The organism is Kitasatospora sp. NPDC022785 (genome assembly GCF_055561295.1).
This window is the reverse complement of record NZ_JBVHHB010000009.1, coordinates 259,403-283,383: the sequence shown is the minus strand read 5'-3', so window position 1 is coordinate 283,383 and position 23,981 is coordinate 259,403. Positions and strand designations below refer to the sequence as shown.

Here is a 23,981-nt window from a genome sequence, read left to right as displayed (position 1 = left end):
ATCCATGGAGGACCCGGATTTCGCAGTTCTGCTGACCCCTGGCCCTCCTCACGGCCCGACGGCCCTCAAAGCGGTCCGCACGGTCACCGGACTGAGCCTGTGGCGCAGCCGGCAGCTGTTGGACAGCGCGCCCGCCACCGTCAGGTCGGACATCCCGTTCGACGACGCCGCTCGCGCAGCGCAGCACCTGCGCCAGGCAGGCGTACCAACCGTGATCCGGTGCGGCTGGTGCCAGCGCACCCTGACCAGCGACACACCGATCGACCCCGGCCCCTGCGCATCACCGTACTGGCCCACCGCCCACTGCCCGGCCAACTCCATGACCAGCTGCGACTGCGCATTCTGCGCCGTACACGGTGCCCTGCCCGGACACACCACCCACCCCGGCCCCTGAACCCCGTATCAACGACCCCGAGCCCGGCCCCGATCCGGAAACCATGACCGCAGGCCCAACACCACCCAGCATCGAGCCGGCCACCCGCTGGGGGATCTGCATCAAACCGTCACCGCGCAAAGTCTCCTCATGTCACCACACATCCGCCCCCGGACGACACCCCGCACCCCCGCCCCCTACGCCACCGCCAGCAGGAGCTGTGACTCCAACTGCTCCCCCAGTGACAACAAACCGCAGATTCGCACGCGCGGTTCGAGGCCGGGCTCGACTGGGCGCGGGTCTGGGCGAAGGGCCCCGGCGGGTCGCTGGCGGCGCCGGCGCCGGCGCGGGCCTCGGTCGGCGGATACGCGATCGGGACGTGGCTCTCCGAGCTGCGGGCTGCGGGCTGCGGCCCAGGTACCCGCCGGGGAGTCGGGCGCGCTGGTGCCGGAGCGGCGTCGGGCGTTGGAGGAGATCGACCCGTGGTGGTGCCCGGCCTGGCCGATCGTCTGGCAGCGAACGTACGCGGTCGCCAGGTCGTGGTGGCTGGAGTTGGATGGCATCGTCGACTGGACGGTGCTGCCACTGGACACGGTGTACGAGGGCGAGCAACTCGGCCCCTGGGTGCACGCCCAGCGGGCCGGGTGGCCGGCGTCGGAGGCCGATCAGCGGGACCTGCTGGCGGCGATCGGCGTTGAGGCCGACCCCGGGCTGGTGGCCGCCAAGGCCGCGGCCGAGGCGAAACCGACGCTGTCCCGCACCGACCGCTTCGCGCAGGTCTGGCCGCCCTCGCCGCCTTCGAGGACCTGGACGAAGACGTCCTCGCCGAAGGCCGGCGCCGAAGCGCGGGCCTTCGGCGCCGGCCCGGCGGCCGCCGTCGACGAGCTGGTGCGCGGCCTGCTCGGGCAGTTGGCCGACTGGTAGCGGTCGATCGGCGAGCTGCGCCGCGCGCTCACCACGGCAACCGCGCACCGAGAACGTCCGCTGGCGCCAGGCCCGCACCGCGCTGCTCGAGGCCGTCGCACGCCACCACCACGCTCACCTGCTCGGCGGTGAGCTGGAGCTCCCAGCCACCCGCAACGGGCGCTACAGGGGCGCGGTCATCCCAAAGGGCTGCGCGGTCAGCGCCGGCGGCCGCCGATGCGGCGGTCGTCGGCCAGTGCGGTCAGCGGGCCGTACTCGCAGGCAAGCTGGTTCCACGTCAGAACCTCGCCACAGCGAGCCGGGAACTCCTTCGGGTCGAACTCGGGCATGGTCCAGGTGCCAGTACCCCGGTCCCTCAGCCACAGGTCCCCGTCACCATCGACCACGGTCGGCGGGACCGGTACGGGCTCGGCCTGATCGGTGGGCTCCCAGGTGACCCGGCCAGGGTGGGAAACGCGGCGCAGCTCGGTGGTGGCCAGCCGCGCGGCCAAGTCACGGGTGGACTCTTCGGCGTCCTTGACCGACGCGAGTCGGAATGCGTCGTCAAGTACGGGCAGGGCTGGATTCTTGCTGCGCTTTGAACTCATACGCTGGCTACCTCCGGTGGGGGGCGTCACATCCGTTATGGCACCCCGTAGAGGAACACGGTATCCGAGGCGGGAGCCGGGCCGGCTACGACCACCAGGTAGAAGCGCTCGAAGACACTGAACGGTGGGCTTGATGGCGAGCTGGTCCTGGACGTGGCGCGACCCGTGGTGGTAGCGCTCAGATCTGGCGGTCCGGGTCGGAGAAGGTCAGGCCGCCAGCCGCGAGCGGACGCCGGGCCGGCGTGGGCGCGGCCGCGGTCTCGCCGGGCGGCTGGCGGAAGTCGGCGCCCGCCGGACTGAGCGGGCGCGGGAGCGTCGACGGCGGCCTCGGAGAAGCGCAGGGAGAGCCTGCGGCGGTCAGTCATGTTATGGGGGCCTTTCATTCGTGTCCGTTGTCCGCTGATGCTCGGTGTTGGCGACGGCGCTCGTCGAGGCTGGTTACCCCATCCCTGCTCTGGAGTTTGTCTTCCAGTGCGGCCTTGTCCAGGGTTAGCTGGCGGATCGCCTCGGCGTAGATCCTGACCTGCTTGCGCAGGTCGGGGTTCTCGCGCCGGAGCCGGTCCAGGTCGTCCTCGCGCTTGGTGGTGTCCTTCTCGGCGACTGCCGCAGTGCGCCGGGCGGCGAGCTGAGCCTTGAATCACTCGATCAGGTCAGGGTAGTTCCGGTAGAACGTCGTGTGCGTGATGCCGAGCTGCTTCTCGACGTTGCTGACCGTGGCGCGACGGCCGTTGGCCTTGCTCTCGTCGAGTTCGGCCTCCATCTCGCTGCGGACCTGCTCCTCGTTGGGCAGCGGGCGGTTCATGATGCCTCCGACGTGACGTCCTGGCCGGAGTCGGGGGTCTCAGCGAGGAAGTCAGCGATCTCTTGTCGGCGGGCTTGCAGGCGATGGCGGACGAGCGGGGCGAGTTGGTCGCCCCGGACGAGTTCACGCTCGTAGGCCGCCAGGGCGTACGTCACCCTTGCACCTGCAGGGGTCTGCCGACTGCCGCAGCTCGCCGGTACAACCGGACCTCGCCTTTCCTGGACGACCAGCGGCATGTCCCGACTGCACGGGACGGGGCGTGCTGACCTTCGGCCTGGTCACTTCTCTGAACCCTGGTTCGTGCACAGCTGGGGTCAGCTGCGCATAGGTGGTTGTGCCGCTTTGCACCCCCAGACGCCAGCAGGGGTGCGCCGTACGCACGAAGGACGCGGCTCGTCCTGTTGGGGGTTGGCCCGCTGTCAGAGGGTGTTGGCAAGATCATCGCCATGAATGACATACGTACCACCCCACCACGGCCGGTCGACATCGCCGCGGTCTTCCCCGCGCTGGCCCCGCTGGCCCGCCCAGCGGTCCGGTTGCACCCGCGTCCGGGCTCTCCCACGGTGCACGACAGCTCGATCGGCGGGCCCCTGCTGTGGCCCGCACAGGAACCCTGGCGGTACTGCCTCATCGGGCACGAAGGCCTCCACCCCCTGGTGCCCGTGGCCCAGTTGTACGCGCGGGACATACCCCTGCTGCAGCCACCCGGGCGGACCGACCTGTTGCAGGTCCTGTGGTGCCCTTCGGAGCACGATCCGGACTCAAGCATTCCGATCGAGTTGTCCTGGAGGACCGCCGCGGACGTCACCGACGTGCTGGCCGCGCCGCCCGAGCCGTTCGACGCGGACGAGGACTTCTACGTGCCTGATCCCTGCGTGCTCGCGCCGGAGCAGGTCACCGAGTACCCCGATTTCCTGGAACTCCCCAAGGAGCTGAAGCAGCAGATCACGGACCCCGCGCCCTGGCGGGCGGCGGGCATCTCGGTCGACGATGCCTACCCGCAGGAGCTCTATAGCCACGCCCTGTCCCACGCCCCCGGCTGGAAGATCGGTGGCTGGGCCCCCTGGGGACTCACCGACCCCGTGCCGCGGTTCTGCGTGGCCTGCGGTACGGCGATGACGCCTCTGCTGACCATCGCCTCGTCCGAATGGCACCGAAACAGCACGAGCTGGATCCCGAACGAGGACCGGGTCCCCGGCGCATCCGACGACAGTTGGTCCAATCCTCCGGACATCACGGTGCTGGACGCCAACCACCTTCAGCTGTACGCCTGCCCGGCGAGCGGAGGCCACCCGCACACCGTCCTGGTCCAGTGAGGAGCTGCGGGAGGCCCGAAACCGGGTGAAGTCCGCACACCTCCGCCCGGCCGGGGCTGTCGGGTACATCGCAGCAGTGGGACTAGCGATCCCCCGCGGCCACGCCTGGCCCGGCTCCACGCTCCGCGGCAGCCGGGCCAGGAACTCACGGTGCAGCTGGCCTACGTCTTGCGTCGGCGGCCGCCGGTGTGGGCGAGGGCGTCGGCGAGCTGGTCGCAGGCTACATCTGGCAGACTTCCTCACCCGCCGGCTCTGGTAGGGGCTTCAAGCGCCGCGACCGATCAATTACTCTTCGTGACTGTCATGCTTGGCCGCTCTCAATATGCAACTCCGCAACACGCGAGCCCACCAGTCAGCCGTCGCAGGTCGGCACTCGCCGGTGATGGCCCGTGAGTGCGCGTCTCGGGTCCGGCGGGCGCCTGTCCGCAGGCTACCGGGCCGCGGTCGGCGGGCTGGGGATTTGTACCCGCCGCAGGACAATCGCGCTACCCGTGGTGGTAGCGATCAGATCTGCCGGTCCGGATCGGAGAAGATGAGGCCGCCGGGCGAGAGGCGGCAGCGGGCCGGGGCGGGTGCGGGCGCGGTCTCGCCGGGCGGCTGGCGGAAGTCGGCAGCCTGCTCGACCGGCAGCAGACGACGCCCGCCGGACGGGGCAGGCAGGGGCGCGTCTGTCACGGACGCGGAGAAGGCGAGCATCGCGAGAGGGCGGCGGTCGGTCATGTTATGGGGCCTTTCATTCGTGTCCATTGTCCGCTGATGCCCGGTGTTGGCGACGGCGCTCGTCGAGGCTGGTGGCCCTCGATGCTCTGGAGTCTGTCCTCCAAGGCGGCCTTGTCCAGGGTTAGCTGGCGGATCGCCTCGGCATAGATTCTGACCTGCTTGCGCAGGTCGGTGTTCTCGCGCCGGAGCCGGTCCAGGTCGTCCTCGCGCTTGGTGGTGTCCTTCTCGGCGACTGCCGCAGTGCGCCGGGTGGCGAGCTGAGCCTTGAACCACTCGATCAGGTCAGGGTAGTTCCGGTAGAACGTCGTGTGCGTGATGCCGAGCTGCTTCTCGACGTTGCTGACCGTGGCGCGACGGCCGTTGGCCTTGCTCTCGTCGAGTTCGGCCTCCATCTCGCTGCGGACCTGCTCCTCGTTGGGCAGCGGGCGGTTCATGATGCCTCCGACGTGACGTCCTGGCCGGAGTCGGGGGTCTCAGCGAGGAAGTCAGCGATCTCTTGTCGGCGGGCTTGCAGGCGATGGCGGACGAGCGGGGCGAGTTGGTCGCCCCGGACGAGTTCACGCTCGTAGGCCGCCAGGGCGTCCTTCATGTGGGCGATGTTTCCGCTGGTGAGTGCCACGTTGCGGCAGCGCAGGGGTTGGCAGTCGGGCAGTGACGGGCCTTCCTTCCCGTCGGTCCGGCGGCAGAGCGCCCGGTCCGGGTGGTGGACGCAGGTGACGTACTGACCTGGGTAGATGTGCGGATCGTGGCGGTTCATGTGCCGTCTGAGCCGCTTCTCGTCGTTGATGACCTTGCCGTCGAACTGGACGTGTTTCTCGAACGTCGCGAGTCGGCTCTCCGCCTCGGCTGCGGCAGGGCCACTCAGGTGGTGGAACTCATGGCTGGCGATCAGGTCTCCGAGCTTCTCCCCGCGGGCGATGGCGTCCTCGGACTCGACCTCGTCTCGGAACCCCGAGTCCGAGGTCCCGGCATACCCCTCGAACATCTGAACCCCCAGATGCCGGTATTGCAGAGCGCCGGCGATGGCGCCTCCGGGCCGACGGGCGATGAACCACGCCAACGTGCGGCGGAACTGACGAGTAGTCACCTTCCAGTCCTGCTTGTTGACCAGCGGGACGCTGTCGGGCCGACCAGTGCGGCGGCAGTAGCCGTTAATCCACTCCCGGAAGGCGACGAGGTCCTCGTTGGTCGCGGTCGTCGTCCGGGCCTCGTTCCGGCCGCCTTGGGCGTGGTAGTTGGGCGAGGACGGCAGGAGCGCGAACAGGAAGCTCTGCCGGGCCGGCTGGAGCCGCTCCAGGATCTCCACCGCCCGTTGCGCAGGGCCGCTGACCACCCAGGTGGCCTTGACCTCGGCGGGGTCGTCCTCGCCCTTGAACGCCAGACTCGTCAGCCGCCGGCGAACGACCCGCCCGTCCTCGTCGCGCCAGACCTTCACGCATCCGCGCTTGATGTGTTTGAGTACTGGCGGGAGGGGGTTATTCCGACTGTGCACTATTCCCACCTCTCCGACATGATCCTGGCCAGAGTCCGCCCGGCTCAGCCCGGTTCCAGCGAGTCGGCCCGCCGCCGCAGGTCTGCCGCGATGTCGTCCCAGTCCGGTCCATGCAGCCAGAGGTTTTCGGCGGCCTCTCGCAGCAACACCGGCTCGTCCGGCCGCTGCAGGAGCACCAGACGGTAGGCCAGGTTGCGAACCCAGACCGGAAGATGGCCGTCGACGACGTGCGGGCTCAGCTCACGCAGCATGGCGAGGATCGAATCTGCATCAGCGAAGGTCAGCTCTTCGACGAAGTAGTGCTCCTGGTGGTCGCCGTCGCACTTCGGTGTAGGTCGGTACTCGTCTCCGTAGAGACACCGGGCGTGCTCCGTCAGGGTGCTGTGCATGCCCTGGAGCCTATGCCGCCTTGATCCGCCGGGCAGAGCCTGCCCGGACCGCTCAGCGGGGAATCGGCGTCGCCCCCACGGCGCCCCGCTCCAGGCCGTCTGTTCACAAGGAGATTGTCAGCCGTGTCCTGAGCACAGTCGTCGGGTGCTCCGATGGCCGTGAGAGCGGCGTTCACCCGTGCTGGCGCATCCGGCGGCAACTCGTCGTCGGCGAGCAACGGCAGCAGGAGCAGGAGTCGGGCCGCGGTGTCGTGCACGCCGACGGCGGCCAGGTCGGGCGTCTCGGCGATGTGCATGATGTCGCGCCAGGACAAGCCCGGCCCGTACCAGTCGCCGTCAAAGCTGGCCAGCTCCTCTGCCCGAGACCAGCCCGCTCCGGTCATCAGGTAGTCGATCCCGAAGTCACCTACGAGGTTCCGGTACACGACGACGGCGCTGTGACCGCCTTCGAACGGGATGCGGAACGTCGGCCAGGCCTGGTCGTCCAGAAGAACCTCGGCCAGGGCGTCGGTGTCCGCGCCGTCGTCACCGAACCACTCGGGTGCCGGCCGGGCCTCGCCCGAGACGAACCGGCACATGGCCAGAAGGTGATTGGACCAGAACCCGGCGCGTTCAAGCAGCCGCTCACCCTCGACCAACGGCCCGAAGTCGTATCCCTCGATCAGCACGGACCAGAGTCTCTCAGGTCCCACCGACCTTCCCTCGCGCCCGGTCCGTCCGCGGTAGCGGGACAGCCCTTAGTCAACGCGAGCCGCGAGGCAGCTGGCCCGGTCGCGTCGGGCGGTTCCCTCCGGCGTGAAGGTGAAGCCGTCCGTGAACAGGGTGCCGCCGTCCCGGAATGCCCAGAGGACGGGTTCGGCATGGACGGAAGCCGACGATGAGCTTGGACCCGGGGCGAAGCTGTTCCACAAGTGGAAGCAGAGCAGGGTGTCGTCACGTTGGTCGGTCGCGTAGGCCAGCGTCTTGGGGTAGTTGGGGTTGTTCCCTCCGAAGAGGACCGAGGGCGGGCCGAACGCCGTGACGACGTCGCTGAGGAGGCGGTCATCGCGGCACCAGGTCTCGCTGACGCGACGGATCTCGTCGTACTCAGCCGAGGTGAGGGTCCGGTCGAGTTGCAGCCATCCCTGACGGTGTGCGATTTCGGCGTAGACCGAGGCCACGGCGCCCTCGTGTGCATCACCCCAGAGATCTTGGAAGGCTCCGCGCACGCCGGTGGAGGAGGATCCTCGGCGGGTTTGCAGGTCCTTCAGTTCCTGCTGCCGTGCCTGCTCGGAGGCGTCCGCGAACGCCACCGCGTCGAGGTAGAGCCTGATCGCGGTCTCACCGCCGTACATTCCCGGGCGGCGCAGGGCGCCGTTCAGGTTCGTGACCAGGTAGTCGAGCACTTCTTGGGCTGTGCGCCCGTCGTTGCGTCCGGTCGGGTCGGTCATCGTCTGCCTTCCTGTTGGTCCTCGGCGCGTGCTGCGAGGTACTCGGCCCAGTCGCGTCGGGCGTAGGTGACCCAGCGGATCGCGGTGTGGCGGTGCATGCCGGTCAGGTCGGCGAGGATGGGGCTTGGGAGGTCGGCGGCGAGCGGGGCGAGGGCTGAGTTGCGGGCCGCTCGGACCGAGATTCCGTGGCGGTTGAGCTTCTGCGTCATGGCGTGGGTCGAGACGGGCTTCCCTGGGACCAGGCCCGGGAACAGCAGCCGTGGGCCTGGGGTGGCCTGGGCGAACAGGGATCGTGAGCCAGGCCGGGGCTCTTCCGCCAGCTGGTGCAGCAGCCCGGCCAGTCGTGGGGGCAGCAGCACGGGGTGGCGGCCGAGCATCAGGTGGGTGTGCTTGCTGGCGCGCTGCAGGCGGTCAGGCGTCAGATTGCAGAGCCGTTCTGTGGACGGACCGAAGAGCAGGGTGATCGCGCCGGCTGCTCGGACGTCCAGGGGCAGGGCATCGTCGGTGAGGCAGCGCTGGAGGAGGCTCCAGCGGTCGTCCTCGTCGAGCAGGGCCTGGGGTTCTTGCTGCGGGATGGAGGGAACGGTGAGCTTGAGGGTGAGCCGGCGGCTCGCGGTCCAGCTCAGGAAGTAGCGGATCAAGTAGCGCCGTTGGCTCGCGCCATCGGTGATCCAGTCGTCGACATGCTCTTGAGTGAGGCCTTCGAGTGCCAGTTGCTGCTGGTCGAGCCAAGCCAGCAGTTCCAGGGCGACGCTGACGCGACGTCGGAGATCGCGGTCTGCGGAGGCCGGGTAGTGGCGGACGGCAGCGCGTTGGCGCGCGCGTCGGAGCAGGAACCAGTGCAGGAACGGGCGGGCGAGGTTCGCATGGGCCGCCGGCTTGTCGGCCAGTTCGTGCTCCAGCCATACAGGGATCCGTTCCAGGTCTTCGTTGCGAGCATCCAAAACGCCTGTATGCACCAGGAGTTGGCGGATGTAGCGCTGGTTCCGGCTGGGTGGCAGCTCGTCGAGCAACTCGTGGCTGAGCGGACGGTCCTCGGTGACGAGGCGGGCGAGGAGCTTGCTGTTCGGACTCTCGCGGATCCACTGGATCGCCTGGAAGGGAGCCGGAGCGGCCGTCAGTGCCGTCGCGAGCGGCTGCAACTGCTCGGGGACCAGGCCGTCGGCCCCGGCGAGCAGGAGGTTGACCCGCTCGGCGAGAACGCAGAACGCGCACCGGCCCCGGCTGTGGGGGTTGCCGGCCCGGCCGCACTGGCGGCAGGTGTAGTCGGCGGCGAAGCCAACGCAGGGTCCGCAGACGCCGGTGCCGTCGGCGTCCCGCGCGATGAGCGGCTGGACCGTGCCGCAGCGTGAGCACTCGGCCGGCGACCGGAGGACGGTGTTGTAGCAGGTCATGCAGACCGGCCCGATGGGCCATCGGGTGTTGACCGGCTTGGTCCGGCGGCAGCGGGCGCATGGCTCGCCTTGTCGATTGCGCCGGTAGCAGTTGCCGCAGACGGGCTGGCCCTGGAGCTTGCTGCTGCAGGGGCGGATGCGACCGCAGGCGGAGCAGGTCAGTTCGGGGCCGCGGTAGCAGCCGTCACACAGGTCGGGCTCACCGTCGTGCGCGTTGCGTGCGATGCGCTTGAGTTGCCCGCACCGGCCGCAGGGCCGTCGTGGTCGACGATGGCGGTTGTAGCAGAGGTGGCAGAAGGCGCCGTCGGCGTCGACCAGGGCCGCGATCGCGGTCTTGCCGCAGGTCACGCAGGTGTGGGTGGGGCGCTTCCAGCACCTGACGCACAGGCTCCGGCCGTCGTCTCGGCGGACGACCGGGTTCTGGTGCTCGCCGCATCCGGCGCACTCCTCCAGGCGGGCGGGGTCCTTGTGGTAGCAGGCCGTGCAGATGCCGCCCTCGGGCCGTCGGGCGGAGATCCGCATGCCGTCGCGGTGGCAGCGCGCGCAGGTAGCGCGGCGGCTGTTGGCGTCGCAGGTCGCGCAGAGTCTTCCGTCGGGCCGTAGCTGGCGAAGGTCGGTCCGCACTGTGCCGCAGTGCGCGCAACCTGGGCGGACCACCGGGTGACCGCCCTCGTGTAGCACCTGGGTCAGCCGCAGCAGGACCGGCGGGCAGAGAGAACTCCCGGAGGTCAGAGCCTCGGGGTGGCCGGCCAGGTGTTCGGCGAGCTCTTCCAGGTAGCGGGCCGCCCCGCGGACGGGGATCGGCACCGCGACTACCAGTGCGGCTGCGGCCTCCTCGGCGTCGAGGCCGGGCAGGGCTGCGGTGAGCCTGGTGGTGACGGCGGAGGTGGCGGCCTCCAGTCGAGCGGCCTGGGCGGCGAGGCGGGCGACGACCGACGGTGCGGTCGGCGAGGGCGCGGTCACAGGCCCTCCGGGCGCCGGATGGAGGTCCGGCGCACGGCCGGAAGCGGTCCGGGCGTTTCGCCGCTGGCGGTCTTGCGGACTTCCTCGTTGACGACCTGGACCTCGATCAGATCGTTCGGCTGGCAGGCGAGGATGTCGCACAGAGCCGCCAGGACGTCCATCGACAGCCGCTGCGGGGGCTGGGTGACCAGCCGGAAGACCTGCTCTCGGGAGAGGGTGATGCCCCGCTCGGCCAGCAGCGGGACCAGGTCGGTGGTCTGGAACATCTCGCGGTCGGCCATGAGCTTGCGCAGGTTCCAGCGGTAGCCCATCTTCTTGATCACTTGGGGTCCTCCCAGATGCCGGGGTAGCGATGGGTCAACTTCCGCTGCAGCAGCCGGTTGCGGTACTCGTCCGAGACGCCGGTGTAGATGGCCGTGGTGCTGGCGTAGCCGTGTCCGGCCTGGTCCTGGACGAACCGCTCCGGGTAGTCGAACTCGACGAGATGCGTGATGTACGAGTGTCTCAGGCAGTGCAATTTCAGCTCTTCTGGCAGGTCAGCGGCCTGCCGTGCGGCGTCGAAGGCTTCGTTCGCCGACCGGCTGGACAGGCGCCCACTGCGTTCGGTGACCCAGATCGCCGGGTGCTTCCCGGCGCCGAACCGGGGGCGGACCTCGGTCAGGTAGTGGTCCAGGACGTCGACAATCCAGTCCATCTCCGGGACGGTGAAGATGGTGCGGCGCTTGGGCGGGCTGCCCTTCGAGGACTTCCCGTACCGGACGAAGATCGCCCCGTGGCGCCCGTACTGCGGTGCCTTCGGGTTGCGCCGCAGGTCAGCGACGTCGAGGTGGACGCTCTCCCGACGGCGCATGCCGTACGCGTAGTAGCTCTTGAGCAGGGCGGAGTCCCGCATCGCGGCCAACGCGCCCTTGCGGCCGCGCTTCCGGATCTCCTCGACCCGGCCGTCGGCGGCGTCGAACAGGGCCTGGATCTCGTCGTAGGTCAGCGGGCGACGGCTCGGGTCGCCCTCGTACTCGCTGACGTGGTTGACGGTGTTCCACTCGTGCAGGATCTGCACCGGCACCTGGCCGAAGCGCTCCTGACAGACGTTCATCCAGCCGTAGCGCGCGTCCGTGATGTACTCGCAGAACAGCCGCAGGTGGTTCTGGTAGCCGCGGCCGCTCGACACTGTGAACGTGGGTGTCTTCGCCCGCAGATGGTCGATGAACGCCTCGACCTCGGCTGGCTGCCACTGCCACGGGTACTGGTTGGTGAACTCGGCGAACCGGCGGACGAGCGACAGCCTCGGCTTGATGGTCGAGTCCCAGTTGAGGAAGCGGCTTCGTTGCTGCTTGGTCCAGCCCTCCAGCATCGCCTCGAACACTGCCGGCTCAGGGTCCAGGTACGAGACCCCGTCCACGAGCATCAGGTGGGCCGCCCCCGCCAGATCAGCCGCTCTAGCCACTCCAACCTCCGTTGCGTTAGATGCAACATTGTTGGGATGGCACGCGTCGAGCGCAAGAGCCGCTGGCAGATCGGTCGCACTCGGCCGGACCACTCCGACACCGACCTCTCCCACCTGCGGTTATGCGCTTCGCCCGCCCTGCTGGATGTTGCATCAAACGCAATTCCGCCCCTTTCTCGCCGTCGCGCATGCCCGAGAGGAAGGCGATGACGACGTAGCAGGCGGTCTGCAACATCCGTGTCAGGTGGGCAACGTCGCCGTACTCGATCGGCCCTCGCCAGGGCTGACCGTCCAGCAGCCCTCTGACCGGCACCCTCAGGTAAGTGGCGTCGGAAATACCGAGCTCAGCGGCGGCCTCGCGGATCAGCTTCCCGGACGCGTACGCGTCGACCAGGCTTCCCCGATCGACCTTCGCTTCGCGGGCGAGGTGGCTGCGGTTGGGCTCGCCCTGCCAGCCGGGCAGCGGGCGGCCCTCGGCCCGGTAGCGGCTCAGCACTCGGGCCAGGGCCTTACTGACTTCGGCTCGTCAGGGTGACGTCGGGGTGTCGAGGGTCAGCCCGGTGCCGGTTATGAAGCCGTCGAGGATCTCGGGCCGGTACTGCAGTCGCTTGAGCCGGTTGCGGACGAGGGCTTCGAGCCGGTCGAGGGCCATGACGGCGAGGTTGGCCAGGCTGCGCTTGACGTGTGCCCAGACCCACTCGACCGGGTTGAGGTCGGGTGAGTAGGCGGGGAGGAGGAAAACCGTCAGCCAGGCGCGCTCGGCGACCAACTCGCGCATGGCGTGGGAGACGTGGGTGTTCAGGCGGTCCCAGACCAGCACGATCGGCGCCTTCACGAGCTGGTGCACGCCGTCGACCAGGGCAATGAAGTCGCGCACGAGGCGGCGGCTTCGCATCAGGTGGGCGAAGAACCGTTCCACGATCCACCGCTTGGGAAGCACGACGAAGCCGCGCATGTCGTCACTGCGCTTGACGATGGCGAGGACCAGGGCGAGGGCCATCTGCGCGACTCGGTCGCGCAGGGTCGGGATCCCCAGATAACGGACCTTGCCGTTCTTCTTGGGGATCACCGCCTGCTTGACCGGCAACGCGGTGAACGACCCGTCCCTGCCCATTGCCGTCTTACGACGGGCGCGGATAGCCGCGGGTGCGGGCGTAGACCACGCTGAGCCCCAATGAGGTGGTGGTCAGGAGCCAGAGGAGGCCGTGGGCGACCGGGCGCCATGGGAGTTCATCGGTGAATCCGGCGGCCAAGGCCGCCTGCATCGGCCCGAAAAGGGGGAGCAGGGGCACCCCGCCCACCTCGCGCGCCATGATCGGGTTCTGCAGACCGAGGTCGACCAGGCTCATCATGATGACGACGAGTACGCCCTCCAGCTCGCGGCGCAGCACCGAACCCAGCATGATGCCCGCTCCGCCGTACACCAGGGCTGCCATGAACATCGCGACCGTCATCATCCCTGCCTGGCGCACAGCCCACGCCCGGCACAGCAGCCAGGCCGCGTACCCGGCCACGACGGTCGCCACCAGCACCAGAACCGTCGTCTTGGCCGTCATCAACGCCGTGCGGGGAAACCCGCACAGGATCAGCCTCCGGTCCAGTTCTGTGGTTGCGAAGGTGATCATCAGCATGATGAAGCCGGTGATCAGGGTGACGGCGTTCAGCGCCCCGACGATCTGGCCGACGTGGTTGCCGTTGGCGGCGACGCCGTCGGCGACCACGGGGAGTCCGTGAAGACGGAAGCGTACGTCGGTCTCCCGCACCACCCTGCGAACCGCCCAGATCCACGCGGGAATGAAGAGCACCACCATGCACAGTGCGAGGCGGTCGCGGCCGACCGCCGTCAGGGTCAGCTGGCAGGCCGTGCCCAGCGCCCGGGCCCAGCGCCTCACTGGACGCCACCGGGGAGGCCGGCTTGGGAGTCGGAACGGATGTCGACGCGGCCCCCGTCCAGCTGCCCCAACCGGTCGAAACGGTCCGCGTCGTGCGCGAGATGGGAGACCACCACGACCGAGCGGCCCCGGTCACGCAGCCGTTCGGCAAGCTGCCAGAACCTCAGGTACGTCTCCCAGTCGAAGCCTTGATACGGCTCGTCCAGCACCACTGTGGGCGGGTCGTGCATCAGCGCCAGGGTCAGGTTGAGCTTCTGTCGGGTGCCACCGCTGAGCTCCGCCACCCGGCGCCGCCGTGATGCGCCGAATCCCAGCGTTTCGAGGAGTTCGTCGGCGGGTTTGAGCGTGGACAGGTCGTAGGCCACCTGGAAGTAACGCAGATGCTGATCGACGGTCAGTACGTCGTTCAGCACCGGGTGCTGCGGGCAGTACCCCACCCGGCCGTACCGGTGCACCGACCCGGCGTCCGGCCGCAACTGCCCACTGATGATGCGCAGGAGCGTGCTCTTGCCCGCTCCGTTCTCCCCCACTACGCCCGTCAGGGTCCCGGCCGGCACGTCCAGGCAGACGCCCCGCAGCACTTCACGTTTCCCGTAGGACTTCCGGACGTCCACGACGCGCAGGTTCATGCGCTCCACGACGTCACCCGGCCCGATGCAGGCGCATGGAGAGCCGGTGCGGGGCGAGGACGGCCTGGCGGGCGGCGCGGACGGGTCGTCGGCCGGGGGTCGGATGGAGTTGCCAGAGAGCGGCGACGGTGGCCAGGGTGAGGGTGGCCTGGGTGAGTGCGAAGGTGTCGGCGATGCATTTGCGGGCTCCGCCCCCGAAGGGCACCCAGGTGCCGGGCGGGGGTTTGCCGATGGTGCGCCAGCGGTCGGGGTCGAAGCGGTCGGGGGCCGGGTACAGGTCGGCGCGTCGGTGGAGTTGGTACGGGCTGTAGATCATGGTGGTGCCGACTGCCAGCCGGTGGCCGCCCAGCACCGTGTCGGTTGTGGTGGTCCGGCTCAGGACGGAGTCCGGTGGGTAGAGGCGCAACGTCTCGGTGATGATCCGGCCGGTGAGTTCCAGGGCGGGCAGATCGGCGGGGAGCGCAGGGCGCCCGTCGAGTACGGTGTCGACCTCGTCGCGTAGCCGCTGCTGGATGTCGGGGTGGGTACCGATCAGGTGCCAGGCCCAGGAGAGTGTGACGGCGGTGCTCTCCACTCCGGCGAGGAGGAAGGAGATGACCTGGTCGTGGATCTCGGCGTCGCTCAGACCGGTCCCGTCGACATCAGGGGCGAGCAGCAGGTCCAGCAGGTTGCCTCGGTCGGCGCCGGCCGAGCGATGGCCGGCGACGAGTGTGTCGGTGACCTGTCGCAGATGGCGCCGGGCCCGGTGGAAGCGACGGTTGCCGGGAAGGGGAAGCCGGTGAATCAGCGGAATCGGCAGCAGCACGCGCCTGGTGGCGCCGCTGATGAGAGCGTCGATGCTCGCATGCACTTCGGGGATGTCTGAGGTGTCGGCGTCGGCGTCGAACAGGCACCGGACCGTGACCTCCGTGGTGAGGCGGTGCATCGCGGCGGGTACGTCGAGGATCTGGCCGTCGTGCCATGACGCCGTGAGCGCGGCGACCCCCTGGCTCATCACCTCGGCGTACGCGGACAGCCGGTCGCGGTGGAAGAGGGGCTGGATCATCCGGCGCTGACGGCGGTGGGCGGCTGCCGGGCAGGTGCCCAGGCCGTCGCCTGCGATCTCCCGGAGTCTGTCGTAGACGGGACCGCCCTTGTCGAAGGTACGGTCCTCGGCCAGGAACCGCTGGACCAGCTCGGGATGGCATACCGCGTACGCCGTCTGCGAGCCCACCTTGATCCGCACGAGGTCGCCGTGGTCGGAGAGCCCGGCCAGGAACGCGAGTGGATCGCGGGCGAGGGCCGGCATGTGGCCGAGCAGGGGCAACGCCCCGGGGAGGTCCGCCATCGTGTACGTCGGCGACGCGGTGGCGGTCGCCTGCTGTGCGGCGCCGGAGTACGGGCCGTCGTGGGGGGCGCGTGGCATACGGACCTGCTTCCGCTGAGAGGTTCGAGAGATCTGCCGAGGGGTGGCGGTGTGTGCCGGGGGGAGCGGGTGGATGTGCGATGGGCGTACGCACCTGATCAACGCGGCGGCATCCCTGCATGTCACGCCCGAGCCTGACGGCGGTGAGCTCCGCTACGTGACCTTTTCGCCACGCCTCCGGTTAGCGACTGTGCGCGCGGCCCGTCCGCGACGGAGAAACCTTCGTGACGATGACCAGGATGGGTTCGGTGATGGCCCCGTGACCACGACAGTCCCCGGCCCGAACCCGGTCGACGGCTGCTTCCTCACCTACGAGAGGGAACAGCCCCGGTTCCGGCCCTATGTGGGCGTGGTCATGCATGCGACCGGCTCGCACCCGAGTCTGAGCCAGGTACGGGAGCAGATCGCCGGCCGCCTCGGCCGCATGCCGACCCTTGCATGCAAGGTCGTCAAGCAGGGGCGCCGGACGGTCTGGGAACTCGACCCCGGCTTCGACCCGCGTCGCCATGTGCACGAGATCCGCACCGAGGACGGCCTCGACTCTCTCGACCGGACCGTGGACACGCTGCTGAGTGAGCCGATCCCCGCCGACGCCCCGCGCTGGGGGGTCTGGCTCATCCACGGCTACTCCAGTGACACGTACGCGCTCTTCTACCGCGCCCACCACGCCGCCCAGGACGGGCAGGCAGTGCTGGACGCGCTGACGGCTCTCTTCGGGGTGGGTCCGGCCCTCTCTCCCCGGCAGCCTCGCGCCGAGGCACCGGCCGGCCGTCGTACACGGGCGAAACGGATCCCGCGCACGTGGTCGGAGAGGATCCCGGCGCGGGCGCTGGCCCAGAACGCGGTCGATTCCGTCCGTGGCCTTCGGTCCACCTTGACCTGGTCGCCGCACCGCCCCCTGACCGGCCGAGCGCGGCTGCTGTCGGCGGCCGTGCCGGTGTCCTGGCCGCGCGAGGTCGCGGAAGCCCTGGGGGCCACACCAAACGATGTCTGCCTCGCCGCACTGGCGGAGGCGGTGCGCAGGTGGGTGCCCGAGGACTGGCCGGCTCGCCCCGCACACGGGCGTGAGCTCCACGTGGGTATGCCCATCAGCCTCCGCTACCCGGAGGAACGGTATGCGGTGGGCAACAGGATCTCGGCCGTCCGCATTCCGCTGTCTTTCTGGGCGGAGTCCCCCGTCGACCGGGTGATCGCCGTGGCGAACGCGACCAGCCGCGTCAGGACCGAGGGGATGCGCCGGGTACTCCGAGCGCAGTTGGAGCTCTTTCCGGAGTGGCTCGTCTACCGCTTCGTCCGGCAGTCCTGCGCCGCGAGCAGCGCGGTGGACAGTTCCGGACTGCTGCGTGTGCCACGCCGCCTGGCGGTGGGCGCGGATCCCATCGAGAAGGTGGTGCCCACGCTGTTCCTGCACGGCGAACACCTCTTCGCGGTGTCGTTCGTCGCCTACCAAAAACAGGTAGTCGTGAGCTTCACCCTCGACAGTGCGCTGGTTGACGTCGGTGACCTCGCCGAGTTGTGGGCGGACGCCGTCGAGCGGCTGTGGCGAGAGATGACGACACCGGTGAAGGGCCGCAAATGAAAGGCGCGGAGGGGTCGACGGCCCTGGTCACCGGTGCCAGTTACGGCATCGGCGCGGACATCGCCCGCGCCCTCGCCGCCCGCGGCCATCATCTCGTCCTGGTCGCCCGCAGCGCCGAACCCCTGGACCGCCTCGCGGCCACCCTGGAAGCCGCCCACGGGATCAGGGCACGTCCGCTGCCCGCCGACCTGACCACGACGGCCGGCCTGGAGCGCGCGGCAGCGGCGGCGCGCACGGCCGACATCCTGGTCAACAACGCCGGTGCGGGCCTGGGCATGTCCTTCGAACGCACGACGTGGGCGGAGGAGCAGCGCATGCTCGACCTCAACGTCGTCGCACCGTCCCGGCTCCTTCACGCCGCGCTCCCCGGAATGCTCCGGCGCGGCCACGGGCGGATCCTGAACGTGTCCTCGGTGGCCGCCACCGGGCCTGTCTGGCAGGGCACTTCGTACGGCGCGTCGAAGGCGTACGGCGTGGCACTGACCGAGTCGCTGGCCTACTCGCGGCGTATCCGCACCTCGCCGGTCGCGCTGACCGCCCTGGTACTGGGGCACACCACCTCGGAGTTCCATACGCGCGCCGGCATCCCGCCGTCCCCTCCGTCGCTCACCCTTGCGTCGCCGTACGTGGCCGAGCTGGCGGTGCGGGCCATCCACCGGCGCCGCCCGCCAGTCGTCTGCGTACCGAGCGTCCGCTACAAGCTGGTGGCGGCCCTGCTTCGACATCTTCCGCACCGGCTCTTGGCCTTGCCCCACCTGGCCGACGACTTCACCGTCACGTCGTACGGAGCCGACCGGCTCTGTTCCGGGCAGCGGGCATCAGTCGGGGGTGACGGCGAGGACGGCATTCTGCCCGCCGAAGCCCATGGACAAGGAGAGTGCCAGTCGTAGGCTCCCCGCCCGGCACTCGGTGGGGATGTCGAGGTCGATCTCCGGATCGGGGTCTTCCAGATTGGCGGTGGGCGGAATGAGGCCGTGCTCGACGGTGAGGACGGTGAGCGCCGCCTCCACCGCCCCCGCCGCGCCCAGCAGATGCCCGGTCACCGGCTTGGTGGACGTCACCGGCGGGCGGTGCGGGAAGAGGCTGGTCAATACGGCGGCTTCCGCCCGGTCGCCGGCCGGGGTGCCGGTGCCATGGGCGTTGACGTGCGCGACGTCCTGGGCGGTGGCGTCGGCCTGCGCGAGTGCTTCGCGGACGGCCGCCGCGAGGCCGGAGCCGTCCGGGTGGGGCTTCACCACGTGGTGCGCGTCCGAGGACGCTCCGAAGCCCCTGATCCGGGCGCGGGCCCGCGCCCCACGGGCTCGGGCGTCGGCGGTGCGCTCCAGGACGAGCATCCCGGCTCCTTCGCCGATGACGAATCCGTCCCGCTGTCTGTCGAAGGCGCGCAGTGCTCCGGTGGGATCCTCGAAGCGGTGGGACAGGGCGCCGATCCGGTCGAATCCCGCGACGTGGAACGGGGTGATGGCCGCCTCGGCGCCGCCGGTCAGGGCGATGTCGCAGCGGTCCAGGGCCAGCAGGTCCAGCGCCGTGCCGATGGCGGTCGCGCCCGAGGCGCAGGCGGTGTTGACCGTGCAGCTGGCTCCCCTGGCCCCGAACTCGATGGTCAGCTGGGCAGCCACGGTGTTGCTCAGGGAGGCCGGCACGGCGAACGGCGACATGTTCTGCGGGCCGGCTGCCAGCAGCGCGCGGTGCTCGGTCTCCAGGGTCTGGGCTCCGCCTGTACTCGAACCCACGATCACGGCGACGCGCGCGCCGTCCCACCGCGCCGGGTCCAGTCCGGCGTCGGCCAGCGCCTCACGTGCGGCGAGCAGCGCCAGTTGTGCGCAGCGGTCGGGCTTGCGGGCCCGTGCCCGACCGAGCCGGGCCGGGTCGAAGCCGCCCACGCGGCAGACCAGATGAGTCGGAACCGTCTCCTGTTCGAGCTCCAGTACGGCGGTCGGCAGGCCCTTGCAGACCCGCTCCCACCCGGAGGCCCGGCCATCGCCGGCCGGGGTCACCAGGCCGAGGCCCGTGACGCATGCATCCTGTCGAGCGGTCACGCGGAGGTCACCGGGCTCCGACGAGGGCGGCGACGTCCGCGACGGTGCGGGTGGCGCTGATCTCCTCCTCGGTCACCGCCACCCCTTTCTCGCGGCGGAGAACCAGAGCCAGCTCGACGACGGCGATGGAATCCAGGCCGACTTCCTCGCGCGTGGCATCCGGGCTGATGTCATCCTCGGAAATCCCGAGAGAAACAAGAACGATTTTCAGTTCATCGTATGACACTTTTTCTCCGTCGCATAGATGGCACAGAAGACGCCCCAAAGTACCATCCTCAAGGGGAACGAATTCCTCAAAGAGAATAATGCAACACACGAGCGACCGGAGAAAGTGAAGATGGACATTCTGGAAAAGTGCCGACCGTGGACCGAGGAGCATCTGCGGCGGACCGGGCGGGACTGCTACTTCCGGGCGATCGGCGACACGTTCGACGGCACGGAGGCGGAATTCGAGGGCCGCCGGGTGATCGTCGCCGCCTCCCACGACTACCTGGGGCTTTCCGCCGATCCCCGGGTGCGCGAGGCCGCTGTCGCGGCGGTGCGGCGCTTCGGCACCTCGCTGGGCGGGTCACGCGCTGGGAGCGGCACGCTGGAACTGCACGAGGAGCTGGAGAGCCGACTGGCGGAGTTCATGGGCCAGGAAGCGGCCACCGTCCTTCCGTCCGGTTATCAGGCAAATTTGATGCTGGCTCCGCTGCTCACGGACGGCGACGTGGTCTTCAGCGATTTCTTCAACCATGTCTCACTGGGCGAGGCCGTCGCTCTCGGCAGAGCCAAGGAACGGAAATTTCTGCACGGCAACCTGGATCATCTGGAGGAATTGCTTCAGGTCACCGACGACACCGGCACTGACGTCGGAAAGATTATCCTCACGGACGGGGTTTTCTCTGCGGAGGGGGACCTCTGCGACCTGCCCGGGCTGATGAAGCTGGCGGACTCCTACCGGGCACGGGTCGTCGTCGACAGTTCGCACGACCTGGGGGTGCTCGGCCGGACCGGCGCCGGCGCGGGGGAACACTTCGGGCTCCGCCCCGATCTCGTCACCAGCGCCTTGTCCAAGAGCCTGGCCTCGGTGGGCGGGGTGATCGCCGGGCCCGCCGACGTGATCCGCTACCTGCGGTTCCACGCGCGTACGGCAATGTTCACCGCGGCCGCGTCACCGGCCAACGTCGCCGCCGCGCTCGCCGCGCTGAAGATCCTTCAGGCCGAGCCCCAGCGACGTATCCGCGTGCTGGATCTCGCCGAGCGGCTGCACAACGGCTTGCGGGCGCTCGGCTTCGACACCGGTGCGTCCGTCACTCCAGTGGTGCCGGTTCTCGTGACGGGCCGCGAGCGGTGCCTGCGCATGTGGCAGGAGTTGTGCGGGGCAGGGGTGTTCACCGCGCCCATGGTCCACCCGATCGTCAGGGCCGGCCGCGAAGTACTGCGAATCACCCTGACCGCCGCGCACACCGATGCGCAACTGGAGCATGTCCTGATCGCGTTCGAACAAGTGGGCAGGAACGCCGGAGTCATCCCCCGCTCCGCACCGGGTTCGCACACCCCGGTACGGATCGCCCACCCAGGCGAGGCTCCACTTTCCGGCCCGGACAACGTTCGACTCACCCCCTGAGCACCGAGGAGGCATGGATCAACCGGGTCTGCGACATGCGGCAGGCCACCCAGGACGGTTTCCCCGAACGCTTCCTCTGTGTCGAGACGTGGCCGCGGTCCACGAGCACGAAGAGGGAGAGGGGCAACAACGCCAGGCGCGAGGTGTCGGCACTCCCATCGCCGACGACAAGCCCCGGCCGCACCCCAGCAGCGTCGACCTGCCCTGGGATCCTCGGCAGCCAATGGCCACAGCTCGCGCGTAGAGGGCTCGCAATTCGGGTTCCGAACGCCAGGTCGTACCACTGGTCCCCAAGGCCGGATCCTCGGCGCAACGAGCGGCACCGTCCGCGTTCGAAGTATGCGCGAATCCGACGCGAGAGGCTCCGGAAGGGCAACACCGCTGTTGCAACACCGCTACCGGGTCACCGCCGCGAACCGTGAGTTCGCCGGCCGAGTGCTCACGAGTGAGCGGCAGACCCGCGGCCTCGTGGGCAACCCACTCCTGCAGATCCATCACGGCCAAGGCGTGACCTGCGTCTTCGATCCCAGCACCGCTGCCTGCCGACTTCGCGGAGCGATCGACGATCCGATGGTCACCCCGGACACGGACGACTGCCGTCCCCGATACCCCGACCCGGTCCGAACCGACCGGGACATCGAACATGTCAAGCAGCAGGCAGCAGAGCTCACCCAGGCCGTGGACGACCCTCTCGCCCCACCCATCCGTCACGAGCGCGAGCGCCACGAACTGGCCCGGCTCAAGAAGATCACCGGGGCCTACCAGCGGGTTACAGTAGTTGCTCCCCGAGCGCGCGGCGCAGCAGGGTGAGGGCCGCGTCGGCGCCGGGGCGGAGCAGGGGCAGAGCAGGGGCAGAGCAGGGGTTCGCCGCTGGCGGCGTCGGCGACGATGCTGCTGTCGATCAGGCGGTCCAGGTGCCGCGCTGGACGTCGTACTCCTCGATCCAGCCGACCGGATGGCCGTCACGCTGCAGTTCCTGGACGCCCGGGTGGTCGGGCCAGATGAGGTGGACCGGGCCGGCGGGCGGCGACGGTCTGATCGGGCGCCGGCTGCACTCGCTACTGACGGCGGCGGGGTTCGACGACGTCGCGCTCTGCCCGCGCACCGTCTACGCGCACCGTCTACGCGGACGGGAGGCGCCCGGCGCTGGTGGAGGGCTTCACCCGCCGCACCTTCGTCGCGATGGTCGAGTCGGTGCGCGACGACGCGGTCGCGGCCGGCCTCACCACGGCGGCCGCGTTCGACCGGGCGTCGTCGACCTGCGCCGCACGGCGGAGGAGGGCGGGACGTTCCACTACACCTTCTTCCAGGCGGTGGCGGTCAACCCCTGAGGCGTTCCCGGCGATCCGCGCCGTGCGCCGCCCGGCGGGGAACGTCGGACACGCTGCGGCGGGCTGTCCGGTCACCCGGCCTCGTCGCCCTCCCCCAAGGTCGCGAGCATCGTCCGCAGGGCGTCGATCAGGGCCTCGGTCTGCTGCGGGTCGAGGTCGGCCAGGATGCGCCGTTCGGTGGCGAGGTGGTCGGGGAGGGCGCGGTCGACCAGGGCGTGGCCCTCGGGGGTGAGGGCCACGTCGCGGCTGCGGCCGTCGGAGCCGCTGGGGGTGCGGGTGACCAGGCCCCGGGCCTCCAGCCGGTCGAGGCGCTGGCTGATCGCCCCGGAGGTGACCATCGCGGACTGCATCAGCCCGGTGGGGGTGAGCCGGTAGGGCGGGCCGCTGCGGCGCAGGGTGGCGAGGACGTCGAAGGAGGCGGCGTCCAGGTCGTGTTCGGCGAAGTTGCGTTTCAGCTCGGCGTCCACCAGGCGGGAGACCCGCTTGAGCCGGCCGATCACCTCCATCGGGGAGACGTCGAGGTCGGGGCGCTCCGCGCCCCACTGCCGCACCAGTCGGTCCACATGATCTGCCACGGGTCCAGCCTATGCGATGCCTTAGCGGTGAGATACCTCACATCGCCTGATTCGCCCGGCCGGACCCAATCTACCTTAGCGCTGAGATACATTGGCTTAGTGCTAAGGAATCGCCTCGGAATCGTGCTGCTGACCGCCCTCGCCCCCGCCATCTGGGGGTCGACCTACCTCGTCACCACCGAACTGCTCCCGCCCAACCGCCCGCTGCTCGCCGCGGTGCTCCGCGCCCTGCCCGCCGGAATCCTCCTCCTCGCCGTCACCCGCCGCCTGCCGACGGGCAGTTGGTGGTGGCGCTCACTGGTGCTGGGCGCGCTCAACATCGGCGCGTTCATGGCCCTCCTCTTCATCGCCGCCTACCGCCTGCCCGGCGGGGTCGCCGCCACCGTCGGCGCCGTCCAGCCACTGATCGCCGCCGGACTCTCCGCCGGACTGCTCGGCGACCGGCTCTCGCTGCGCACCCTGATCTCCGGCATCGCCGGCGTGGCCGGCGTCAGCCTGCTGGTGCTGCGGGCCAACGCCCAGCTCGACGCCCTCGGCGTCGCGGCCGCGCTCGGCGGCGCCGTCGTGATGGCCACCGGAGTCGTCCTGTCCAAGCGGTGGACCTCACCCGCCCCACTGCTCGCCACCACCGGCTGGCAACTCACCGCCGGCGGCCTGATGCTCGTCCCCGTGGCGCTCCTGGTGGAGGGCGCACCGCCGTCCCACCTCACCGGCGCCAACCTGCTCGGCTACGGCTACCTCGGCCTGATCGGCGCCGCCGTCTCGTACGCGCTCTGGTTCCGCGGGATCCGGGCCCTACCGCCGACCTCCGTCACCTTCCTCGGACTGCTCAGCCCCGTGGTCGCCACCGCCCTCGGCTGGCTCGCCCTCGGACAGGACCTCTCGCCCGTCCAGGCGGTCGGCGCAGTCATCGTGCTCGGCTCACTGGTCGCCGCCCAGACCCAGCGGCCGCGCGCGGCCGACCCGGCGCCGCTCCCCCCGGCCGGGCAGCCCGCGTCGGCCGAGGCCGCCGCGACGCAGCAGCCCGTCCCCGAACCCACCCGCTGAGCACGCACACCGCCCGACCGCACACGCCGCCCGAGCGC

29 protein-coding genes and 1 pseudogene are annotated in these 23,981 nt (G+C 69.9%); 8 read left to right on the top strand and 22 right to left on the bottom strand.

Translation table 11 applies throughout. The features are described 5' to 3' along the window. Positions 1–4 precede the first annotated feature (4 nt). Positions 5–394 carry a ribosomal protein L7/L12 gene (locus tag ACZ3YO_RS17900; protein WP_465570089.1) on the top strand — a complete coding sequence of 130 codons (390 nt, stop codon included), beginning with the start codon at positions 5–7 and terminating at the stop codon, positions 392–394. Positions 395–817: 423 nt separating this feature from the next. Next, entirely contained in the window at positions 818–1,297 is a 480-nt protein-coding gene (locus ACZ3YO_RS17895; RefSeq protein WP_465570087.1) for a hypothetical protein, read from the top strand. Between the two features lie 197 nt (positions 1,298–1,494). Here the strand turns inward: ACZ3YO_RS17895 and ACZ3YO_RS17890 are convergent, their stop codons facing one another. The 3 genes from ACZ3YO_RS17890 to ACZ3YO_RS17880 form a co-directional block, all read right to left on the bottom strand. Beyond that, a complete protein-coding gene (locus tag ACZ3YO_RS17890) occupies positions 1,495–1,884 on the bottom strand; it encodes a hypothetical protein (RefSeq protein WP_465570086.1) in 390 nt (129 codons plus the stop codon). A 637-nt stretch (positions 1,885–2,521) separates the two neighbouring features. Next, the gene (locus tag ACZ3YO_RS17885; RefSeq protein WP_465570084.1) at positions 2,522–2,686 is read right to left on the bottom strand and encodes a hypothetical protein; all 165 of its coding nucleotides are present in this window, start codon (positions 2,684–2,686) and stop codon (positions 2,522–2,524) included. Beyond that, positions 2,683–2,841, bottom strand: a complete 159-nt coding sequence (locus ACZ3YO_RS17880; RefSeq protein WP_465554306.1) for a hypothetical protein — start codon at positions 2,839–2,841, stop codon at positions 2,683–2,685. The genes ACZ3YO_RS17885 and ACZ3YO_RS17880 overlap by 4 nt, the downstream gene beginning before the upstream one ends. A 291-nt stretch (positions 2,842–3,132) precedes the next feature. Here ACZ3YO_RS17880 and ACZ3YO_RS17875 point away from each other — a divergent pair, with 291 nt between their 5' ends. Then, positions 3,133–4,002 (top strand): hypothetical protein, encoded by an 870-nt coding sequence (locus ACZ3YO_RS17875; protein ID WP_465570082.1) that lies wholly within the window; start codon positions 3,133–3,135, stop codon positions 4,000–4,002. Between the two features lie 504 nt (positions 4,003–4,506). Here ACZ3YO_RS17875 and ACZ3YO_RS17870 read toward each other — a convergent pair. The 14 genes and pseudogenes from ACZ3YO_RS17870 to ACZ3YO_RS17805 form a co-directional block, all read right to left on the bottom strand. Next, positions 4,507–4,722 carry a hypothetical protein gene (locus ACZ3YO_RS17870; protein ID WP_465570081.1) on the bottom strand — a complete coding sequence of 72 codons (216 nt, stop codon included), beginning with the start codon at positions 4,720–4,722 and terminating at the stop codon, positions 4,507–4,509. Next, on the bottom strand, positions 4,719–5,156 hold the full coding sequence (locus tag ACZ3YO_RS17865) for a hypothetical protein (protein WP_465570079.1): 438 nt from the start codon (positions 5,154–5,156) through the stop codon (positions 4,719–4,721). Before ACZ3YO_RS17865 ends, ACZ3YO_RS17870 begins: the two co-directional genes overlap by 4 nt. After that, positions 5,153–6,157 (bottom strand): hypothetical protein, encoded by a 1,005-nt coding sequence (locus ACZ3YO_RS17860; protein ID WP_465570077.1) that lies wholly within the window; start codon positions 6,155–6,157, stop codon positions 5,153–5,155. Before ACZ3YO_RS17860 ends, ACZ3YO_RS17865 begins: the two co-directional genes overlap by 4 nt. A 101-nt stretch (positions 6,158–6,258) precedes the next feature. Then, positions 6,259–6,603, bottom strand: a complete 345-nt coding sequence (locus ACZ3YO_RS17855) for a hypothetical protein (protein ID WP_465570075.1) — start codon at positions 6,601–6,603, stop codon at positions 6,259–6,261. Then, complete coding sequence (locus ACZ3YO_RS17850) at positions 6,588–7,271, bottom strand: hypothetical protein (RefSeq protein ID WP_465570073.1); 684 nt, start codon at positions 7,269–7,271, stop codon at positions 6,588–6,590. The genes ACZ3YO_RS17855 and ACZ3YO_RS17850 overlap by 16 nt, the downstream gene beginning before the upstream one ends. Before the next feature lie 69 nt (positions 7,272–7,340). Continuing rightward, on the bottom strand, positions 7,341–8,033 hold the full coding sequence (locus tag ACZ3YO_RS17845; RefSeq protein ID WP_465570071.1) for a hypothetical protein: 693 nt from the start codon (positions 8,031–8,033) through the stop codon (positions 7,341–7,343). Then, on the bottom strand, positions 8,030–10,390 hold the full coding sequence (locus tag ACZ3YO_RS17840; protein ID WP_465570070.1) for an XRE family transcriptional regulator: 2,361 nt from the start codon (positions 10,388–10,390) through the stop codon (positions 8,030–8,032). The genes ACZ3YO_RS17845 and ACZ3YO_RS17840 overlap by 4 nt, the downstream gene beginning before the upstream one ends. Continuing rightward, positions 10,387–10,713: a helix-turn-helix domain-containing protein gene (locus tag ACZ3YO_RS17835; protein WP_396484764.1), complete on the bottom strand. Its 327-nt coding sequence runs from the start codon at positions 10,711–10,713 to the stop codon at positions 10,387–10,389. The genes ACZ3YO_RS17840 and ACZ3YO_RS17835 overlap by 4 nt, the downstream gene beginning before the upstream one ends. Beyond that, the gene (locus ACZ3YO_RS17830; RefSeq protein WP_465570067.1) at positions 10,710–11,834 is read right to left on the bottom strand and encodes a tyrosine-type recombinase/integrase; all 1,125 of its coding nucleotides are present in this window, start codon (positions 11,832–11,834) and stop codon (positions 10,710–10,712) included. The genes ACZ3YO_RS17835 and ACZ3YO_RS17830 overlap by 4 nt, the downstream gene beginning before the upstream one ends. Positions 11,835–11,850: 16 nt before the next feature. Continuing rightward, the gene (locus tag ACZ3YO_RS17825) at positions 11,851–12,330 is read right to left on the bottom strand and encodes a hypothetical protein (RefSeq protein ID WP_465570066.1); all 480 of its coding nucleotides are present in this window, start codon (positions 12,328–12,330) and stop codon (positions 11,851–11,853) included. Positions 12,331–12,360: 30 nt separating this feature from the next. Further along, positions 12,361–12,816 (bottom strand): annotated as a pseudogene (locus ACZ3YO_RS17820) (transposase); the annotation flags it as partial. Positions 12,817–12,955: 139 nt separating this feature from the next. Then, positions 12,956–13,645 carry an ABC transporter permease gene (locus ACZ3YO_RS17815; protein ID WP_465570064.1) on the bottom strand — a complete coding sequence of 230 codons (690 nt, stop codon included), beginning with the start codon at positions 13,643–13,645 and terminating at the stop codon, positions 12,956–12,958. Positions 13,646–13,722: 77 nt separating this feature from the next. Continuing rightward, on the bottom strand, positions 13,723–14,355 hold the full coding sequence (locus tag ACZ3YO_RS17810; protein WP_465570133.1) for an ABC transporter ATP-binding protein: 633 nt from the start codon (positions 14,353–14,355) through the stop codon (positions 13,723–13,725). Positions 14,356–14,368: 13 nt separating this feature from the next. Next, positions 14,369–15,760 (bottom strand): cytochrome P450, encoded by a 1,392-nt coding sequence (locus ACZ3YO_RS17805; protein ID WP_465570062.1) that lies wholly within the window; start codon positions 15,758–15,760, stop codon positions 14,369–14,371. Positions 15,761–15,833: 73 nt separating this feature from the next. On the opposite strand from ACZ3YO_RS17805, the gene ACZ3YO_RS17800 reads away from it, so the two are divergent. Continuing rightward, entirely contained in the window at positions 15,834–17,339 is a 1,506-nt protein-coding gene (locus tag ACZ3YO_RS17800; RefSeq protein WP_465570060.1) for a wax ester/triacylglycerol synthase domain-containing protein, read from the top strand. Beyond that, positions 17,336–18,229, top strand: a complete 894-nt coding sequence (locus ACZ3YO_RS17795; RefSeq protein ID WP_465570058.1) for an SDR family NAD(P)-dependent oxidoreductase — start codon at positions 17,336–17,338, stop codon at positions 18,227–18,229. Before ACZ3YO_RS17800 ends, ACZ3YO_RS17795 begins: the two co-directional genes overlap by 4 nt. On the opposite strand, the gene ACZ3YO_RS17790 is transcribed toward ACZ3YO_RS17795, so the two are convergent. Together ACZ3YO_RS17790 and ACZ3YO_RS17785 are read right to left on the bottom strand one after the other, a co-directional pair. Further along, a complete protein-coding gene (locus ACZ3YO_RS17790) occupies positions 18,158–19,378 on the bottom strand; it encodes a beta-ketoacyl-[acyl-carrier-protein] synthase family protein (protein ID WP_465570056.1) in 1,221 nt (406 codons plus the stop codon). The two genes, ACZ3YO_RS17795 and ACZ3YO_RS17790, sit on opposite strands and share 72 nt — an antisense overlap. Positions 19,379–19,385: 7 nt before the next feature. Then, entirely contained in the window at positions 19,386–19,604 is a 219-nt protein-coding gene (locus ACZ3YO_RS17785; protein WP_465570054.1) for an acyl carrier protein, read from the bottom strand. An 18-nt stretch (positions 19,605–19,622) separates the two neighbouring features. On the opposite strand from ACZ3YO_RS17785, the gene ACZ3YO_RS17780 reads away from it, so the two are divergent. Further along, a complete protein-coding gene (locus ACZ3YO_RS17780; RefSeq protein WP_465570052.1) occupies positions 19,623–20,990 on the top strand; it encodes an aminotransferase class I/II-fold pyridoxal phosphate-dependent enzyme in 1,368 nt (455 codons plus the stop codon). A gap of 339 nt (positions 20,991–21,329) precedes the next feature. Then, positions 21,330–21,800: a hypothetical protein gene (locus ACZ3YO_RS17775; RefSeq protein WP_465570050.1), complete on the top strand. Its 471-nt coding sequence runs from the start codon at positions 21,330–21,332 to the stop codon at positions 21,798–21,800. A 91-nt stretch (positions 21,801–21,891) separates the two neighbouring features. Here ACZ3YO_RS17775 and ACZ3YO_RS17770 read toward each other — a convergent pair whose 3' ends face one another. The 3 genes from ACZ3YO_RS17770 to ACZ3YO_RS17760 all read right to left on the bottom strand — a co-directional run bounded on the left by ACZ3YO_RS17770 (position 21,892) and on the right by ACZ3YO_RS17760 (position 22,896). Continuing rightward, the gene (locus ACZ3YO_RS17770; protein ID WP_465570049.1) at positions 21,892–22,095 is read right to left on the bottom strand and encodes a hypothetical protein; all 204 of its coding nucleotides are present in this window, start codon (positions 22,093–22,095) and stop codon (positions 21,892–21,894) included. 16 nt (positions 22,096–22,111) lie between these two features. Continuing rightward, positions 22,112–22,285: a hypothetical protein gene (locus ACZ3YO_RS17765; RefSeq protein WP_465570047.1), complete on the bottom strand. Its 174-nt coding sequence runs from the start codon at positions 22,283–22,285 to the stop codon at positions 22,112–22,114. 107 nt (positions 22,286–22,392) lie between these two features. Continuing rightward, entirely contained in the window at positions 22,393–22,896 is a 504-nt protein-coding gene (locus ACZ3YO_RS17760; RefSeq protein ID WP_465570045.1) for a MarR family winged helix-turn-helix transcriptional regulator, read from the bottom strand. 99 nt (positions 22,897–22,995) lie between these two features. Here ACZ3YO_RS17760 and ACZ3YO_RS17755 point away from each other — a divergent pair, with 99 nt between their 5' ends. Next, a complete protein-coding gene (locus tag ACZ3YO_RS17755) occupies positions 22,996–23,943 on the top strand; it encodes an EamA family transporter (protein ID WP_465570043.1) in 948 nt (315 codons plus the stop codon). The last annotated feature ends 38 nt before the right edge of the window (positions 23,944–23,981 follow it).

Excerpts from the sequence above, each read along its gene's own strand:
- ACZ3YO_RS17775 (WP_465570050.1), top strand. The coding sequence starts at position 21,330 with ATGCGCGAATCCGACGCGAGAGGCTCCGGAAGGGCAACACCGCTGTTG.
- ACZ3YO_RS17805 (WP_465570062.1), bottom strand. The coding sequence starts at position 15,760 with ATGCCACGCGCCCCCCACGACGGCCCGTACTCCGGCGCCGCACAGCAG.
- ACZ3YO_RS17845 (WP_465570071.1), bottom strand. The coding sequence starts at position 8,033 with ATGACCGACCCGACCGGACGCAACGACGGGCGCACAGCCCAAGAAGTG.
- ACZ3YO_RS17815 (WP_465570064.1), bottom strand. The coding sequence starts at position 13,645 with ATGGTGGTGCTCTTCATTCCCGCGTGGATCTGGGCGGTTCGCAGGGTG.
- ACZ3YO_RS17900 (WP_465570089.1), top strand. The coding sequence starts at position 5 with ATGGAGGACCCGGATTTCGCAGTTCTGCTGACCCCTGGCCCTCCTCAC.
- ACZ3YO_RS17855 (WP_465570075.1), bottom strand. The coding sequence starts at position 6,603 with ATGCACAGCACCCTGACGGAGCACGCCCGGTGTCTCTACGGAGACGAG.
- ACZ3YO_RS17865 (WP_465570079.1), bottom strand. The coding sequence starts at position 5,156 with ATGAACCGCCCGCTGCCCAACGAGGAGCAGGTCCGCAGCGAGATGGAG.
- ACZ3YO_RS17890 (WP_465570086.1), bottom strand. The coding sequence starts at position 1,884 with ATGAGTTCAAAGCGCAGCAAGAATCCAGCCCTGCCCGTACTTGACGAC.
- ACZ3YO_RS17795 (WP_465570058.1), top strand. The coding sequence starts at position 17,336 with ATGAAAGGCGCGGAGGGGTCGACGGCCCTGGTCACCGGTGCCAGTTAC.
- ACZ3YO_RS17885 (WP_465570084.1), bottom strand. The coding sequence starts at position 2,686 with ATGAACCGCCCGCTGCCCAACGAGGAGCAGGTCCGCAGCGAGATGGAG.
- ACZ3YO_RS17780 (WP_465570052.1), top strand. The coding sequence starts at position 19,623 with ATGGCACAGAAGACGCCCCAAAGTACCATCCTCAAGGGGAACGAATTC.
- ACZ3YO_RS17870 (WP_465570081.1), bottom strand. The coding sequence starts at position 4,722 with ATGACCGACCGCCGCCCTCTCGCGATGCTCGCCTTCTCCGCGTCCGTG.
- ACZ3YO_RS17875 (WP_465570082.1), top strand. The coding sequence starts at position 3,133 with ATGAATGACATACGTACCACCCCACCACGGCCGGTCGACATCGCCGCG.
- ACZ3YO_RS17810 (WP_465570133.1), bottom strand. The coding sequence starts at position 14,355 with ATGAACCTGCGCGTCGTGGACGTCCGGAAGTCCTACGGGAAACGTGAA.
- ACZ3YO_RS17800 (WP_465570060.1), top strand. The coding sequence starts at position 15,834 with ATGTGCGATGGGCGTACGCACCTGATCAACGCGGCGGCATCCCTGCAT.